This is a genomic window from Halalkalibacter krulwichiae (assembly GCF_002109385.1).
In the GTDB taxonomy this organism is placed as follows: domain Bacteria; phylum Bacillota; class Bacilli; order Bacillales; family Bacillaceae_D; genus Halalkalibacter; species Halalkalibacter krulwichiae.
On record NZ_CP020814.1, the window covers coordinates 661120 to 674469 of the forward strand.

General features: G+C 32.1%; 16 protein-coding genes. 15 read left to right on the forward strand and 1 reads right to left on the reverse strand.

Annotation, left to right across the window (positions count from 1 at the left end; translation table 11 throughout):
* Nucleotides 1-79: 79 nt before the first annotated feature.
* The 12 genes from BkAM31D_RS03480 (at nt 80) to BkAM31D_RS03535 (ending at nt 10066) form a co-directional block, all read left to right on the forward strand.
* Nucleotides 80-436 (forward strand): hypothetical protein, encoded by a 357-nt coding sequence (locus BkAM31D_RS03480; RefSeq protein WP_066161006.1) that lies wholly within the window; start codon nt 80-82, stop codon nt 434-436.
* Between the two features lie 451 nt (nt 437-887).
* Entirely contained in the window at nt 888-1286 is a 399-nt protein-coding gene (locus BkAM31D_RS03485) for a replication initiator protein A (RefSeq protein ID WP_066161003.1), read from the forward strand.
* A 17-nt stretch (nt 1287-1303) separates the two neighbouring features.
* Nucleotides 1304-1522, forward strand: a complete 219-nt coding sequence (locus tag BkAM31D_RS03490; protein ID WP_066161000.1) for a hypothetical protein — start codon at nt 1304-1306, stop codon at nt 1520-1522.
* Nucleotides 1523-2157: 635 nt separating this feature from the next.
* Nucleotides 2158-3378 carry a phage portal protein gene (locus tag BkAM31D_RS03495; protein ID WP_066160997.1) on the forward strand — a complete coding sequence of 407 codons (1221 nt, stop codon included), beginning with the start codon at nt 2158-2160 and terminating at the stop codon, nt 3376-3378.
* Entirely contained in the window at nt 3356-4459 is a 1104-nt protein-coding gene (locus BkAM31D_RS03500) for a phage major capsid protein (RefSeq protein ID WP_066160994.1), read from the forward strand. The genes BkAM31D_RS03495 and BkAM31D_RS03500 overlap by 23 nt, the downstream gene beginning before the upstream one ends.
* A gap of 82 nt (nt 4460-4541) precedes the next feature.
* Nucleotides 4542-4844 (forward strand): head-tail connector protein, encoded by a 303-nt coding sequence (locus BkAM31D_RS03505; RefSeq protein WP_066160989.1) that lies wholly within the window; start codon nt 4542-4544, stop codon nt 4842-4844.
* Between the two features lie 13 nt (nt 4845-4857).
* On the forward strand, nt 4858-5190 hold the full coding sequence (locus BkAM31D_RS03510; protein ID WP_066160986.1) for a phage head closure protein: 333 nt from the start codon (nt 4858-4860) through the stop codon (nt 5188-5190).
* Nucleotides 5191-5212: 22 nt separating this feature from the next.
* Entirely contained in the window at nt 5213-5614 is a 402-nt protein-coding gene (locus BkAM31D_RS03515; RefSeq protein WP_066160983.1) for a phage major tail protein, TP901-1 family, read from the forward strand.
* Between the two features lie 62 nt (nt 5615-5676).
* Nucleotides 5677-5883, forward strand: a complete 207-nt coding sequence (locus BkAM31D_RS03520; RefSeq protein ID WP_066160980.1) for a hypothetical protein — start codon at nt 5677-5679, stop codon at nt 5881-5883.
* A gap of 469 nt (nt 5884-6352) precedes the next feature.
* A complete protein-coding gene (locus BkAM31D_RS03525; protein WP_066160976.1) occupies nt 6353-7651 on the forward strand; it encodes an SIR2 family NAD-dependent protein deacylase in 1299 nt (432 codons plus the stop codon).
* Nucleotides 7629-8120 (forward strand): hypothetical protein, encoded by a 492-nt coding sequence (locus BkAM31D_RS03530; RefSeq protein ID WP_066160973.1) that lies wholly within the window; start codon nt 7629-7631, stop codon nt 8118-8120. Before BkAM31D_RS03525 ends, BkAM31D_RS03530 begins: the two co-directional genes overlap by 23 nt.
* The gene (locus BkAM31D_RS03535) at nt 8117-10066 is read left to right on the forward strand and encodes an AAA family ATPase (RefSeq protein ID WP_066160970.1); all 1950 of its coding nucleotides are present in this window, start codon (nt 8117-8119) and stop codon (nt 10064-10066) included. The genes BkAM31D_RS03530 and BkAM31D_RS03535 overlap by 4 nt, the downstream gene beginning before the upstream one ends.
* A gap of 83 nt (nt 10067-10149) precedes the next feature.
* Here the strand turns inward: BkAM31D_RS03535 and BkAM31D_RS03540 are convergent, their stop codons facing one another.
* Nucleotides 10150-10371 carry a hypothetical protein gene (locus BkAM31D_RS03540; protein WP_066160967.1) on the reverse strand — a complete coding sequence of 74 codons (222 nt, stop codon included), beginning with the start codon at nt 10369-10371 and terminating at the stop codon, nt 10150-10152.
* A 264-nt stretch (nt 10372-10635) separates the two neighbouring features.
* Here BkAM31D_RS03540 and tnpA point away from each other — a divergent pair, with 264 nt between their 5' ends.
* The 3 genes from tnpA to tnpC are packed head-to-tail and all read left to right on the forward strand — an operon-like array spanning nt 10636 to nt 12935.
* Nucleotides 10636-10953 carry an IS66 family insertion sequence element accessory protein TnpA gene (gene tnpA / locus BkAM31D_RS03545; protein WP_034751745.1) on the forward strand — a complete coding sequence of 106 codons (318 nt, stop codon included), beginning with the start codon at nt 10636-10638 and terminating at the stop codon, nt 10951-10953.
* Nucleotides 10950-11306: an IS66 family insertion sequence element accessory protein TnpB gene (gene tnpB / locus BkAM31D_RS03550; protein WP_066161164.1), complete on the forward strand. Its 357-nt coding sequence runs from the start codon at nt 10950-10952 to the stop codon at nt 11304-11306. Before tnpA ends, tnpB begins: the two co-directional genes overlap by 4 nt.
* A gap of 48 nt (nt 11307-11354) precedes the next feature.
* Nucleotides 11355-12935: an IS66 family transposase gene (gene tnpC, locus BkAM31D_RS03555; RefSeq protein ID WP_066161162.1), complete on the forward strand. Its 1581-nt coding sequence runs from the start codon at nt 11355-11357 to the stop codon at nt 12933-12935.
* The last annotated feature ends 415 nt before the right edge of the window (nt 12936-13350 follow it).

Genomic DNA, 13350 nt, shown 5'->3' on the forward strand with positions numbered 1-13350 from the left:
ATATTTTGATTTACATTTTCTTTTTAGACGATATAACAACTCCGTAAGATGAATTCAAACTTATGGAGGTAATTGAATTATGTACATGAACGAAATAATTAAAGAAACTGATACTTTATTTAAGGGATGGCTATCGCAATTAACTGAAAAAGAAGAAGGTATAATGCAATTGCTATTACAAGTGGGGATAGATTCACGATATGAAACCTATACAACAGGAAATAAGAAAGCGTTTATGAGAAATTTAAAGTCTAAAATTAAGAAAATAAAACTACAAGGACCAACTATTACTTTTCAGCCAACTTGGAATGAAACATTAAGAACAATCAAGAAACTTGAACGCATCGGAATGATGAAAATTGATGAGGAAGGACTTCCAGTTTGGATGTACCAAGATATAGATAGAATTTTAGAGATGATTGAAGATCGGGCTTAAAGCTTGGTCTTTATTATTATCTTTTTATTAAATTTCATGTTGGAGGTCGACCACTTTATGAATATTTAGAAGTTCTAAGAAAGATTAAATCACTAGGTGGTACTGAATTTGATGAATACTGGGATGATGACCGAGCTTAGTGCTTGGTCTTTTTACTTAATAGTCCTAAATAAGAATAAATAGTTGTTCATTTATAGAACATCTCCAAGAATACAAACATGGTTTAAAATGAAACAACACTTGTTTTAATATGGTACTCACGACATGTTTCAAAATTGTACTCTATCTATACTTATAACTATACTTATTATAAAAACTTAATTTTGTTTCAAAGAAACAAGTTTCTTCGAAAAGAAAAAATATTCTTTATGTTGTTTACAAATGATACAAGTCAGATATAAAAAAAATATCAATTAGAAATTTTTCATTTAGTAAACAACGGAGGAATTATATGGAGAATAAATTTATAAAAGTTTATAAAGAAATATATCAACATGATAAGTATAGATGCTTAGACGGTGATTGTATAATTTATTATTCTTGGCTGCTTGATTTAAACGAACTCTCAAAGAAGAATGCAATAGATTATACAGACAGTAATGGTAGGGTATTCGTAATCTTTACAGAAGAAGATGCTTACAAATACTGTAATATAAAGAAAGGTAAGTTATATAGAATAAAAAAGAAGTTAAAAGAAGTAGGTTTAATTGATTATGAGGAACAAAAAGTAAAAAAATATGGAGTCTCAACACCAATTTATGTGACACCATATGAGCACTGGAAAAGAAAGTATGAAAATGAAGAATACAATTATACAAGAGTTGCTTTTGAAATGCCAGACTTTAACTAGTAAAAGGAAGTGATTAGGTGTTTAAACCAATAAATGCACATGGTTTTGGACAAAGGGTTAAATTAGATAAAACTTTAGAGTTGAAAAATCAAGTGACATTCATAAGAGTAGAAGTAGTCAAAGAAGTAGAAAATGAGAATGTAAAGAGGTTAAGAAAAACTTGGGAAGAATTGAAAAAAACGCAGCCTCCCGAACGTAAAGCGGGGACTTTAATTGACATGGACTCTTTAATCTAATCAAAAATTAATTTCTATATTTTGTTTCAAAACTTCTAGTTGTATATATATATTATAGAGGTTGCTAGATTAAGCAAAAAAAATTGGTAAAAACTGTATAAAAACTTCTAGTTGTATATATATATTATAGAGGTTGCTAGATTAAGCAACTCTCCCATTTCAACTTTTTCCATAAATTTTTTCTCCTTATTTTAAATCATTTGATATAATCATCAAAACGAATTACTTTTTTGGTAAAATCACCTCCGATTTGAGCTGGCTAATATCAGTTAGCTCTTATTTTTTTAATAAGACTACAATAGTAGTTATTATAAATTTGAATTAAATCTCTTTAATCTTATCTCTTTTAATCACTTTAGGGCATTGGCGGTCAAGGAGTTAGCTGATTTATTTCAGCTAACTTACATAAAGTAAATTACGCCTTATGGCGTGTAAATAAATAACATGTTTCATCTCCTTTCCCCTTTATAGTAGCATGAGTATGGTTGTTACATTGCATAAGTTCAGGAACCTAGTAATAGCTCCTGGACAATACATATTGGTGTACCCAATTGGGTATGCCTTTTTTATTTGCTCTTAAATTGCTAAATCTAGCAATTTTAAATATAAATCATTTCATAAAGGAGAGAAAATAAATGGCGAGTTTATTTAGATGGGGAAGTAAAGAAAAAGGTAAAGACTACTTCTCAACTGCTTTCTTTAATACCACTCCCACTGTTTTTCTTACAGAAGAACAAGTTATGAAAATTCCTGCTGTTAAAGCTTCTGTTGAGTTAATTAGTTCGTCTATTTCTCAACTACCTATTTATTTATACATTGAGCATGATGATACTTCTACTGAAAAAATGGACGATCCTAGAATTTCAGTTCTAAATCATGAAGCTAATGATTTTGATACTGCACAGGTTATAAAGAAGAAAGTTGTTCAAGATTACTTACTTCGAGGAAAAGCCTATTTATATCATAAAGATAATAAACTTCATCATCTTCCAGCTAAATCAGTTAAAGAAGAATTATATACCGAAGATGGAATTACAGTGGCTAAGAAACAATTCAACTATACTGGAATGAGTAATGTCACTCTTGAAGAAGATGAAGTAATAGTGATTGATAGTGGAACAGATGGACTATTAGTAGACGCTGGAGAGCTTCTAAAATCTGCATTAGCGCAACAAGAATATAGTCAATCTATTTTAAGCAACGGAGCACTTCCAGCTGGCATTTTACAAACAGCTACTCGATTAACTGAGAATGCAATGAGCCGATTACGAGAGTCTTGGAAGTCTCTTTATCAAGGAAGCAAACAAGCTGGAAAAACAGTTATTTTAGAAGAAGGCTTAGAGTTTAAGCCAATAACTCTTAAACCTGATGAAATGCAAATGACTGAAACTCATAAAATCTTAGTTTCTGAAATTGCTAGAGTTTTTAATATACCAGAGTCAATGATAAACAGTGCTGCTAATAAATATAACAGCTTGGAGCAAAACAACTTACAATTCTTACAAAATTGTGTTGGTCCTATTATTACTGCAATTGAAAGTGCCCTTGATAAGAACCTACTAACTCGTATCGAAAAAGATACGGGTTTTTATTTTAGATTTGATACTTCTGAACTTCTAAGAACTACTGAAAAAGAAAAAGTTGAAACAGTATCAAGTGCTTTAAAAGGTGGCTTAATCAGCTTTAATGAAGCTCGTCACAAATTAGATATGAGTCCTGTTGAAGAAGATTATTTTGTTCTTTCATTAGGAAATGTTCTTAAGTCAGCCAAAACAAACGAGCTGACTATTTTAAATTTAAACCAGACTTCTAATGGAGGTGAGATCAACAACAATGGACAAGAAGGAAAAGATTAAATATTTGCAAGAGCAAGCTGATAAAAAGTTGGAGTACCTCGAAACTCTTGAAGCAAGAGGTGTTCTTAAAAAGAACAAACAAGCTCGTTTAATTTATGAAAGAGAGAAAATTGCTCTCAGAGATATAGTTGATGAACTTGAATTGCTAACTCAACAAACAAAAGAAGAAGAAAGAGGTAATGAAGAAATGAAGAAAATGGAAGTAAGAAATAACGATTTTGAAGCTATTCTACGTGGTGAAACTCGTTCTCTAAATACTACAAATGATGGCGCTTCAGTTATTCCGGAAAATGTTCATGGTGAAATTATTGTAAAGATGGAAGAAATTTCACCAGTGTTCGCAAAAGCTAAAAAAATCAACTCTGTTTCTGGAACTTTAAAAGTTGCTCGTGAAGATGATAAAGTTCAAGCTGGATTTGTTGGCGAAGGAGAAAAAGTTCTTGAAGGTGCTTTAGGATTTACACATGTTGAATTAAAACAAAAACGTGTTGGTGCTGCAATTACTCTAGCAAATCAGCTAATCAATGACTCTGCTGTTAACATTCAAGATTATACTAAAAATCTATTAGCTCGTCGAACTGTTAAAGCTATTGAAAAGTCAATGTTAACTGGTCAAGGTGGAGTAGAATTCAACGGAATTATTCACGATGCTGATGTAGAAGCAGTTAATGTTGCTAACACTATTGAAATTGATCAATTACAAGCTCTTTACTTAGCAATCCATCCTGAGTTTTTAAGTGGAGCAAGTTTCGTAATGGCTCGTAACTTCTTTAATGAGATTGCTAAACTTAAAGATGGAAATGAGCACTATTACATTCAAAATGGTGTTGTTAACGGAAAACTAACTTACACTTTATTCGGTATGCCAATCGATATTACTGATGCTCTTCCTGCTGAAACTCCAGTAGTATTTGGAAATATCGAAGAAGCTTACTCTGTAATGATTAAGCAAGAAAGTGGAATTCAAGAAATTGTTGACTCTCAACAAGCTCTACGTGGTAGCAAAATGTTTGTATTCGATATGTATGCAGACGGAGTTGTAGTTAATCCTCAAGCTGTTGCAAAATTAGTTGTGGGTTAATTTGTGAATTTTTTCACGATTTAAGAAGTCGGAATATTCTGTATTCTGACTTCTTCTATTTTATTCAAAGGATGTATGTCTTATGAAAGACATTTTAATAACAGAACTTGATTTAGATTTAGTTAAACAGTATTTGAGAATTGACCACAACGAAGATGATGTTCTTCTAACTACCATGCTGTACTCAGCTAAAAGTTTTATCCAATCTTACTTAAATAAGAGATTTGAAGAATTCGAAACAATTCCAGATGAGTTTACTATTGCTTGCTTAGCTATTTTAGCGCATTGGTATGAACGACGAGAGATACAAGGTGACAAGGATACTCGTGGAGAGCTAAAGTACGTTTTTTCTGGACTACTGGACTTACATCGAAATTGGAATTAAAGAGGTATCTAACATGAGAAAAAACAAATATAACCCTGCTAGATTTGATAAAAGAATTCAAATTTTAGAATACACCAAGACTTCGGATGGTGGTGGTGGTTATGAAGAAGTCCTTATTCCAATTTTGAATGTTTGGGCTAATATCCACCCTCTTCATGGTCGAGAACTGTATCAAGCTCAACAAATTCAAGCACAAGTATCTCATAAAATTACTATTCGTTATTCAAACAAAGTTAATCGATCACATGTAGTTTTCTTTAATGATAAGTACTACAACATCCAATATATAGTGAACGTCAATGAGGCAAACAAAACTCTAGAGCTTCACGTTTTAGAAAGACAGTAATAATAGAAAGGAAGTAATATAAATGGCTAAGATGACAGGAATGAAATGCCTTGTAAAGATTTTAAAAGAAGGTACTGATCTTGTACTTGCGGGGCAAAGAAATGCAAGTCTTACTCGTTCTGCAGAGTCTATTGATGCTACTTCAAAAGATACTGAAGGCTTCTGGAAAGAGAGTTTACAAGGTTTCAAAGAATGGTCAATTGATGCAGATGGTGCTTATGTAAGTAATGATGCAGCTTATACTGAGTTAGAACGTTCATTCATTAATTCCGAGAATGTTGACGTACTAATCGAACTGCCAAGCGGAACAAAGTATGTTGGTAATGCGACTATTACTGATTTCTCTATGGAATTTCCATATGACGATCTCGTTACGTATTCTATCTCATTACAAGGTAACGGTGCTTTAGATATTGTCGAGTAATATTGGCTGAGAGTAACCCTCTCAGTCTGTATTACATACTTTTAAAAAGGAGCTGAAAAATTATGAAGGCAGAATTAGAAGCAGTCGAAAAAATTAAAGATACGTTTTCAGAAGATGACTATAAATCCATGGTAGCAAAAATTGCTATTCGATATTTAAAAGATGATGCTAAAAACAGAGTTGATCTTTATAAGAAAGTTAATGAGTTGCTAAAAGAAAAAGGGTTAGGTTCTGTCAGCTATAGTTTTGTCAGATATTACGAAAACTAAATAATTCACAATAAGATTTAGAGAGATAATTCCGTACTGCTTTTGAGATTAACTGCCAATGCTCCAATATATTTTTTATATCTGATTTATTTATCATAAGAAATTAAAGGAATGAGATTGAAAGTAAGTATTTTATTTTATTTATATCTTTAGTAAGTAGGCAATTCAATTCATTCAAATACTTCTCATCAATCCTCAAAGTATTTTAATTAGTAATACTTCACTTCTAAACTCCACAACTTATACCCGCCTACCTTTTTATAAAAAAACACCTCTAAAATAGAAATAACTGGCCACGGTGCGTTTTTTTTCACCGACCCAAAACGCCCAAATGGTGTTGAAACTTAAAGAATAAGGTACCAAATGGCCCAAAACTCGTTGTGAAATTGTTTTAATAGATATCATAATGAAAAGTTTGAATATTTAAGTTAAAATAGAAATAATAAACATATACAAAGAGGAGTAAATCATGAGTGCTCATATAGAAGAATTGAGAAAAGAATATCATGACGGAAATATAGTCCCTTTTATTGGTGCAGGTCTTTCTATCCCGTTTAATGTACCTTCCTGGGGAGAACTAATTGAAGCTATTGCGCAAAAGTATTCAATAGGAGAGTTGGAATGGTTAAAACAGGCTATCAAACTTGATTTAACGAAGTATGATTATTGGGGCGCAATTGATATGTTAAAAAAATATGGTGTTTTAGAAGAGGATATTCAAGAGGAAATTGTAGAACTAATATTACAAAAACAAATAAAAGTGAGTGACAAACTAAAGCATAATTATTATGACCTTAGTGAAATGAACTTTAATTTATATTTAACTACTAACTATGAAAATCTTCTTCAAAATCATCTTAATTTTGACCTTCAACCAATACTTTTAAAAGATATTGATTTTAACACACAAAAATTATTTAAGCAGAGAAGGGTTTGTCATTTACACGGAGTTATATCAAATGCTGGTTCTATTGTAATAAGTAAATCAAGTTATAATAAATTATATGATGATAAGAAGTATGATGAATTATTAAAATTAGTTACAGGGAATAGAACAATCTTGTTTATGGGCTTTTCTTTCGATGACCAGTTCATAAAGACTTTAATTAGAGAACATAAAGAGTCTTTTAAAGGTGTCCATTATATTCTATTAAATAATCCGGAAACTGCTACAGTAGATGAATTAAGGAAGGAATATGGATTACGCACTATTGAATATGATGCCAATAAATCCTCTCATTCAAATGAAATAAGGAAGATCCTTAAAGCCATTGCTGAACCAATAAAAAAAAAGAGTGATTTAGGTAAAAATATCGAATCATCAGTTATAAAAGGAGCGGGTCTAAAAGATTTTAAAAAAAGCTTAGAAGGAAACTTATTTTATAAAAAATTAAAGTTAGAAAATATAAATTCAGATTTAATTGAATTAAGCTCTGCTTTCTATGTGGCAGCAGAAGAGTACATCCGTGAAATGAAAAAATTAGGCATGCCAATAGATGTCATTGATATTATATTAGGGCAAGTCTTTATAGAATATAAAGACAAGTATATTGATACATATAAAGAAAGAGGCAATAGCGAAGAATTTCTAAAAGTTGTTCATAAGAGTCTGGAAACAATAGAATTGGGGCGGTATCAAGAATTATTGACAAATAATAAGTCAAACAAGAATGAAAATAGAGGGTTTGTTCATATTTTAGCTGATGACGAAACTGAAGAAATATGGTGGGGGAGGGAACGCTTTAATGGAAGAGAAGAAGAAAGGTAATATTCCCACCCCAATTTCAATACAATTACTATTTGAAAATCAAAAGCTAGAAATTATGAAAATATTATGTTTATTGAATACCTTATCTACACAGAGTAACAAACAAAGAAAAATAGAGGAAATACTGTTCTATTATAGTCTTGTAAACTATGATTTGATTAAAATATTTAATATTTCTTCTGATGAAAAAGTGGGTACTATTCCATCTCCAAATCAGTATTTTAGATTCCAAACAAGGGTTAGTGATATTTTAATTATTATGAGTAACTTAGGATTTATTGAAGTTAAGGGTAAATTGTCAAATAAATTTGATGATTTGAAAGTGAAATTATTACAACACGGAAGAGATTTTTATTCTGAGAATAAATCTGACTACTTAGATTCATTAAATCAAAACTATTTTGAAGTACTAAGAAATGTAGCTTACTCCAGAGAGAATCTACAAAAAATTAAGGAGGGACACTATTGAGCCGACTTATTCTCCTAAATTTAATAATTCAAGGTAATAATTATAAAAGAACAATCGAATTTAATAAGGGTCTAACAATAATAAGTGGAGAAAAGACTTCAGGAAAGTCACTTATACTAAGCTTAATAGATTATTGTTTAGGGAAGTCAAGTAAAATTGATTTGAACGTTCAACGCGAATTAGATGAAAAGTGCGACGAAGTATTTCTTGAATTGAAAATTGGTAATGAAGTACTTACTCTAAGAAGACTATTAAAGCAAAAACAAACTAAGATTAGTATTTATTTTTGTAATTATAATAATCTAGATGAATATACACCTAAAATACTTGATATTAAAGATGCAATGAAAATATTAATGAATAAATTAAATATTAACGAATATAAATTAATACGTCATCAAAAGCATAGTAATCAAAAAGAGATAGACACTGTTTCTTTTAGAGACATTTTTAGGTTTGTTTATATTCATCAGCATGAATTAGGAACAGGTGATTTTTTAGAGAAAAAAAGCACGTTTAAGGCAGTAAAAAATCCTCATGCTTTTAAAATGATGTTTAATCTAGTAGATGTGGATAAAGAAACTTTAAATGAACAATTGGTGAAAGTGCAAAATAACATAGACAAAACAAAAAGGGAGTTATTTGGATTAAATTCTTATCTTGAAGATTTAGATGCACTTGATAGAGTAGAGCTTCAATTAAAGGTGAAAAAACAACTTTCAGATATAGAAGATAAAAAGAAGTTTAAAGCTGACGTTTTAAATAAAAGTATTTCCAAAAGTAATGAGAACAACGAAAATAAGATGTATATAAAACTAAAAAATGATTTCAAAGATATTTCTAATAAGATTTATGAGTTACAAAATAAAAAGAGACATCTTCAAATTTCAGTACAGTCAAAACAAATATTAATCAAAGAATATGAGGATGAATATAAAGAAATAGAAGAAACTTTGGAATTGAATTATAAACTTATAATTCCAAATCAGAGCATAGAATGTCCATTATGCAGTTCTAAAGTATCAGGACATGTACATAACCAAAATGTTGCCCACAATGAGAATGCTGAAAAAACACTAAATAAAGTAAAAAAACAAATAGTAAATAAAATAAATCTCGTAGAAGATTTAATTGAAAAAGAATTAAAGCAAACAGAGGAAATCAATAAAGAAATTGTTATATTAACAGAAAAACAATCCATCTTTAATAATGCTTTAAAACAATACTCAAAAAAAACAGAGGTGCCTTACTTATCACAGATTGATAGTATAAACTCAATTATTACTAAATTATCTAAAGACTTAGAGTCACTAAAAGAGGGTTTAAGAATTCATAATAAAGTTGATGAAAAAGAGAAATTAATAACTGACCTAGAATTGGAAGAGACTCGATTACTAAAGGATATAGCAGCCCTACAGGTAAGCAATGAGAAGAAAGATAAAGTATTTAAATACCTTAACAAAGAATATAAGGCCTTTATGGAAAGATTAAAGTATGAAACAAAAAATGAAACTTTTATTCATCAGGAGCAAATGATACCATACTATAATGGAGCCAGTGTTTATGCTCATGAAAGTGGTGGATTATTAGAGTGTATGCAACTCTCTTTCATTGGAGCAATTTTGAAAAGTAAAACTGAAGGTTATTCCCCAGGTCACCCTGGATTACTACTTCTAGACTCACTTAGCAAATACGTGGGTACTTTGGCAAATAATGAAACTAAAAAAGAAGAATCTGTTTCAAATGAAAAAATTAATGACCCTGAAGTTTACGACGAATTTTTTAAGATTCTTATAGAGTTAAGCTCTGACCATCAAATTATTCTAGTCGAAAATACCCCACCCGTAAAATATGGTTCATCATATACAAAATATACATTTTACAGTGGTAAAAAAGGATTGATTGATGAAGAAAAGAACGAAATAAAAGATATCTTTAGTGAATAATATTAATTATAAAATATAAATTTTATAACATTAAAAGATCACCTTAAACAAAACAGGTGATCTTTTTTATATACCTCTATTTACTATTTAAGTCGACTTAGGTACATATCATGTACACCTAATTTGCTAGAACAATACTCTACATCTTGTTTTAACTTTTTTAATTCTTTATGTAGATTAACAATTAAGTCGATCTCTTTTTCAGTATGTTTGTCTGGATAATTTTTTATTGTTGTTACAAGCTTCCACCGTTCCGCGCTTTCCATTTCTGCAATTTCACTAATCATATCTTCTGCTGTTTTCATTAATTAATCTCCTTTAGATTGTTTGAAAATATTTTATCACCGCAATTGTCATTTGGAAATAAGGGGATATAAGAATGAAGAGGTGATTTGTATGTATCCAACTAAGCAACAACTAATAGAACATTTATCAGATAAAATGACAAATCAAGATATAGCGAATATTTACGACTTATCATTCCAAAAGTAAGCGTCAAATAATACACACATTCCATTAGCCCTGGTCCCATGCGATACTCTAATCAATAATGATGAAAGGGTGTCGCTATGAAACGTAAAGAAAAACACGATTTGTGGAAAAAACGCATGGAGGCATACGAAGCCAGCGGGGAGACGATCCCAAAATGGGTATCTAAACAAGATGACATTACAGAATATCAATTCCACTATTGGCGAAAGAAGATCAAGGAAGAAGGAAACTCAGATTCAAGTGATGAGGTAAGCCGCACCTGGACATCTTTTGATGTCCCTACCTTCACCACCACATCCATTGAAGTGAGACTAGATGATCTGTCTGTCTATATTCCTGAAAATGTGAGTGAAGAACATTTGTCTCGTGTACTACGCGTGTTGAGAAATGGATGATCAATCAACGCTCCATTGATAAAGTCTACCTTGCAAAAGGGAGTACAGACTTACGAAAATCCATTGATGGACTTGCGGCTATCGTACAAGAAAGCTTTCAATTAGATCCCTTCTCCCCATGTCTATTTGTTTTCTGTAATAGACAACGAGATAAGATCAAAATCCTTCACTGGGAACATAATGGATTTTGGCTCTATTATCGCCGTTTAGAAAAAGGTACGTTCCCTTGGCCAGAAGATTCATCTTCTTCTCCGCAAATGATTAGCCACCGTCAGTTCCGTTGGTTACTTGACGGCCTTTCTATTGATCAAAAATCTGCACATCCAAAAGTTACCGCACAGCGAGTCATTTAATGAATAAATGATAAAGCAAATCGATGAGAGGTGATGTATAATTAAGCTATGAAAACTACAGAAACCACCTCTCAACCTACAACTGAAGAATTAGAAGAACGTGTCTCATCACTTGAGGAACAAAACGCAGAGCTGACGGCAAAAATTAAATGGTATGAGGAACAATTCCGTCTTAGTAAGCAACGCCAATTTGGTACTTCAAGTGAGAAGACAAATGCTGATCAGTTAGAATTGCCTCTTTTTAATGAGGTAGAAATTACTGCTGACCCATCGATTGAAGAACCTACGGTTGAAACCATTACGTACGAACGTAAAAAAACCAAAGGTCAACGTGATAGTAAACTTGAGAACCTTCCGAAGGAAGTTATTGAGTATCGATTACCTGAAGAAGATCAGGTTTGTTTGTGCTGCAATGGAAAGCTACATGAAATGTCAACAGAAGTACGACGTGAATTAAAAGTCATCCCAGCGGAAGTGAAGGTCATTGAACATGTTCAACATGTTTATGCGTGTCGCCGTTGTGAACGTGAAAGCACTGAGACTCCTATTGTTAAAGCTTCTATGCCGAAATCTGTTTTTCCAAAGAGTCTTGCTTCGCCATCTGCGATGGCCTACATCATGAATCAAAAATATGTAGAAGGGCTTCCATTATACCGTCAAGAACAGCAATTTGCTCGTCTTGGTATCTTTTTGTCACGCCAAACATTAGCTAATTGGGTTCTTTATGGTGCTAATACATGGTTAAACCTCATCTATGATCGAATGTATCAATATCTGATGAATCTTGATATTGCTCATGCTGACGAAACGACGCTGCAAGTGCTACGAGAGCCAGATCGTCCATCAACAGCTACCTCTTACTTATGGCTTTATCGTTCAGGACAGGAAGGCCATCCGATTGTATTGTTTGATTACCAGCAAACACGAGCAAGTAAACATCCTAGAAAGTTTTTATCTCCTTTCCAAGGATACTTACATGTAGATGGATATGCTGGATACAATGGAATTCCAAACATAAAGTTAGTTGGTTGTTGGGCACACGCTCGTCGAAAATTTGATGAAGCTTTAAAGGCTTTGCCTAAAGAACAACAGTCGAAAGATGTCACAGCCAAAGAAGGCTTGAAGTTCTGTAACCAACTATTTGCGATTGAACGAGAAATCAAAGATTTGTCGTTCTCTGAACGTCATCAAGTACGTCTAGAAAAAAGTCGACCACTTCTTGACGCTTTTTCAGCATGGCTTCGCATGCAAACGCCAAAAGTATTACCAAAGAGTGCACTAGGACAAGCGATCAAATACTGTCGAAATCAATGGGATAAGCTAGAGGCTTTCTTAGATGATGGCAGACTGGAAATTGATAATAATAGAAGTGAGAGATCCATTAAGCCGTTTGTGATTGGCAGAAAGAACTGGATTTTTGCCAACACTCCGAAAGGAGCAAAGGCAAGTGCTGTGACTTATAGTATTGTAGAAACTGCCAAAGAAAATGGCCTCAACCCTTATCAATACTTAATGCACTTGTTTGAGGAGCTTCCCAATATAGATGTGAGTGATGAAAAAGCCATTGATCAATTGCTTCCTTGGTCAAACAGTCTTCCGGCTCACTGTCGTATTCAACATGATAAGTAGATTATAAGTTAATCCCCATCTCTATAATAGGTGGGGATTATTTGACGCTTACTTCCAAAAAGTGATACAACTTATTAAGAAGTATCAACTAAATCCTAACGAACTTAGAAGAGTTGATAAATTCGTTGTTTATGAACATTTGCTGAATAACGAAGTGATCTATGTGGGGAGTGGTGTTTGGTATCGTTGTAGAAGGTATACAAATAGGAGGAACGAAGAGCATAGGCAGTTAATGAAGGAGGGAAAGCTAAAATATAAATTTGTAGGGGAGTATGTGAGTGAAAAAGACGCAAGAAGAGCTGAAGCTAAGCTTATAAGAAAGTATAAACAATTAGGGCAAGCAAAGTTCAATAAACATACTCAATAAAACTTGACGTTTTATTCATCTGTAGGCATAATTTATAGTAATCGTGTT

What these genes read in the sequence shown, in the direction of transcription:
- BkAM31D_RS03480 (WP_066161006.1), top strand. Translation starts at nt 80, where the DNA reads ATGTACATGAACGAAATAATTAAAGAAACTGATACTTTATTTAAGGGA.
- BkAM31D_RS03485 (WP_066161003.1), top strand. Translation starts at nt 888, where the DNA reads ATGGAGAATAAATTTATAAAAGTTTATAAAGAAATATATCAACATGAT.
- BkAM31D_RS03495 (WP_066160997.1), top strand. Translation starts at nt 2,158, where the DNA reads ATGGCGAGTTTATTTAGATGGGGAAGTAAAGAAAAAGGTAAAGACTAC.
- BkAM31D_RS03500 (WP_066160994.1), top strand. Translation starts at nt 3,356, where the DNA reads ATGGACAAGAAGGAAAAGATTAAATATTTGCAAGAGCAAGCTGATAAA.
- BkAM31D_RS03505 (WP_066160989.1), top strand. Translation starts at nt 4,542, where the DNA reads ATGAAAGACATTTTAATAACAGAACTTGATTTAGATTTAGTTAAACAG.
- BkAM31D_RS03510 (WP_066160986.1), top strand. Translation starts at nt 4,858, where the DNA reads ATGAGAAAAAACAAATATAACCCTGCTAGATTTGATAAAAGAATTCAA.
- BkAM31D_RS03515 (WP_066160983.1), top strand. Translation starts at nt 5,213, where the DNA reads ATGGCTAAGATGACAGGAATGAAATGCCTTGTAAAGATTTTAAAAGAA.
- BkAM31D_RS03520 (WP_066160980.1), top strand. Translation starts at nt 5,677, where the DNA reads ATGAAGGCAGAATTAGAAGCAGTCGAAAAAATTAAAGATACGTTTTCA.
- BkAM31D_RS03525 (WP_066160976.1), top strand. Translation starts at nt 6,353, where the DNA reads ATGAGTGCTCATATAGAAGAATTGAGAAAAGAATATCATGACGGAAAT.
- BkAM31D_RS03530 (WP_066160973.1), top strand. Translation starts at nt 7,629, where the DNA reads ATGGAAGAGAAGAAGAAAGGTAATATTCCCACCCCAATTTCAATACAA.
- BkAM31D_RS03540 (WP_066160967.1), bottom strand. Translation starts at nt 10,371, where the DNA reads ATGAAAACAGCAGAAGATATGATTAGTGAAATTGCAGAAATGGAAAGC.
- tnpA (WP_034751745.1), top strand. Translation starts at nt 10,636, where the DNA reads ATGAAACGTAAAGAAAAACACGATTTGTGGAAAAAACGCATGGAGGCA.
- tnpB (WP_066161164.1), top strand. Translation starts at nt 10,950, where the DNA reads ATGATCAATCAACGCTCCATTGATAAAGTCTACCTTGCAAAAGGGAGT.
- tnpC (WP_066161162.1), top strand. Translation starts at nt 11,355, where the DNA reads ATGAAAACTACAGAAACCACCTCTCAACCTACAACTGAAGAATTAGAA.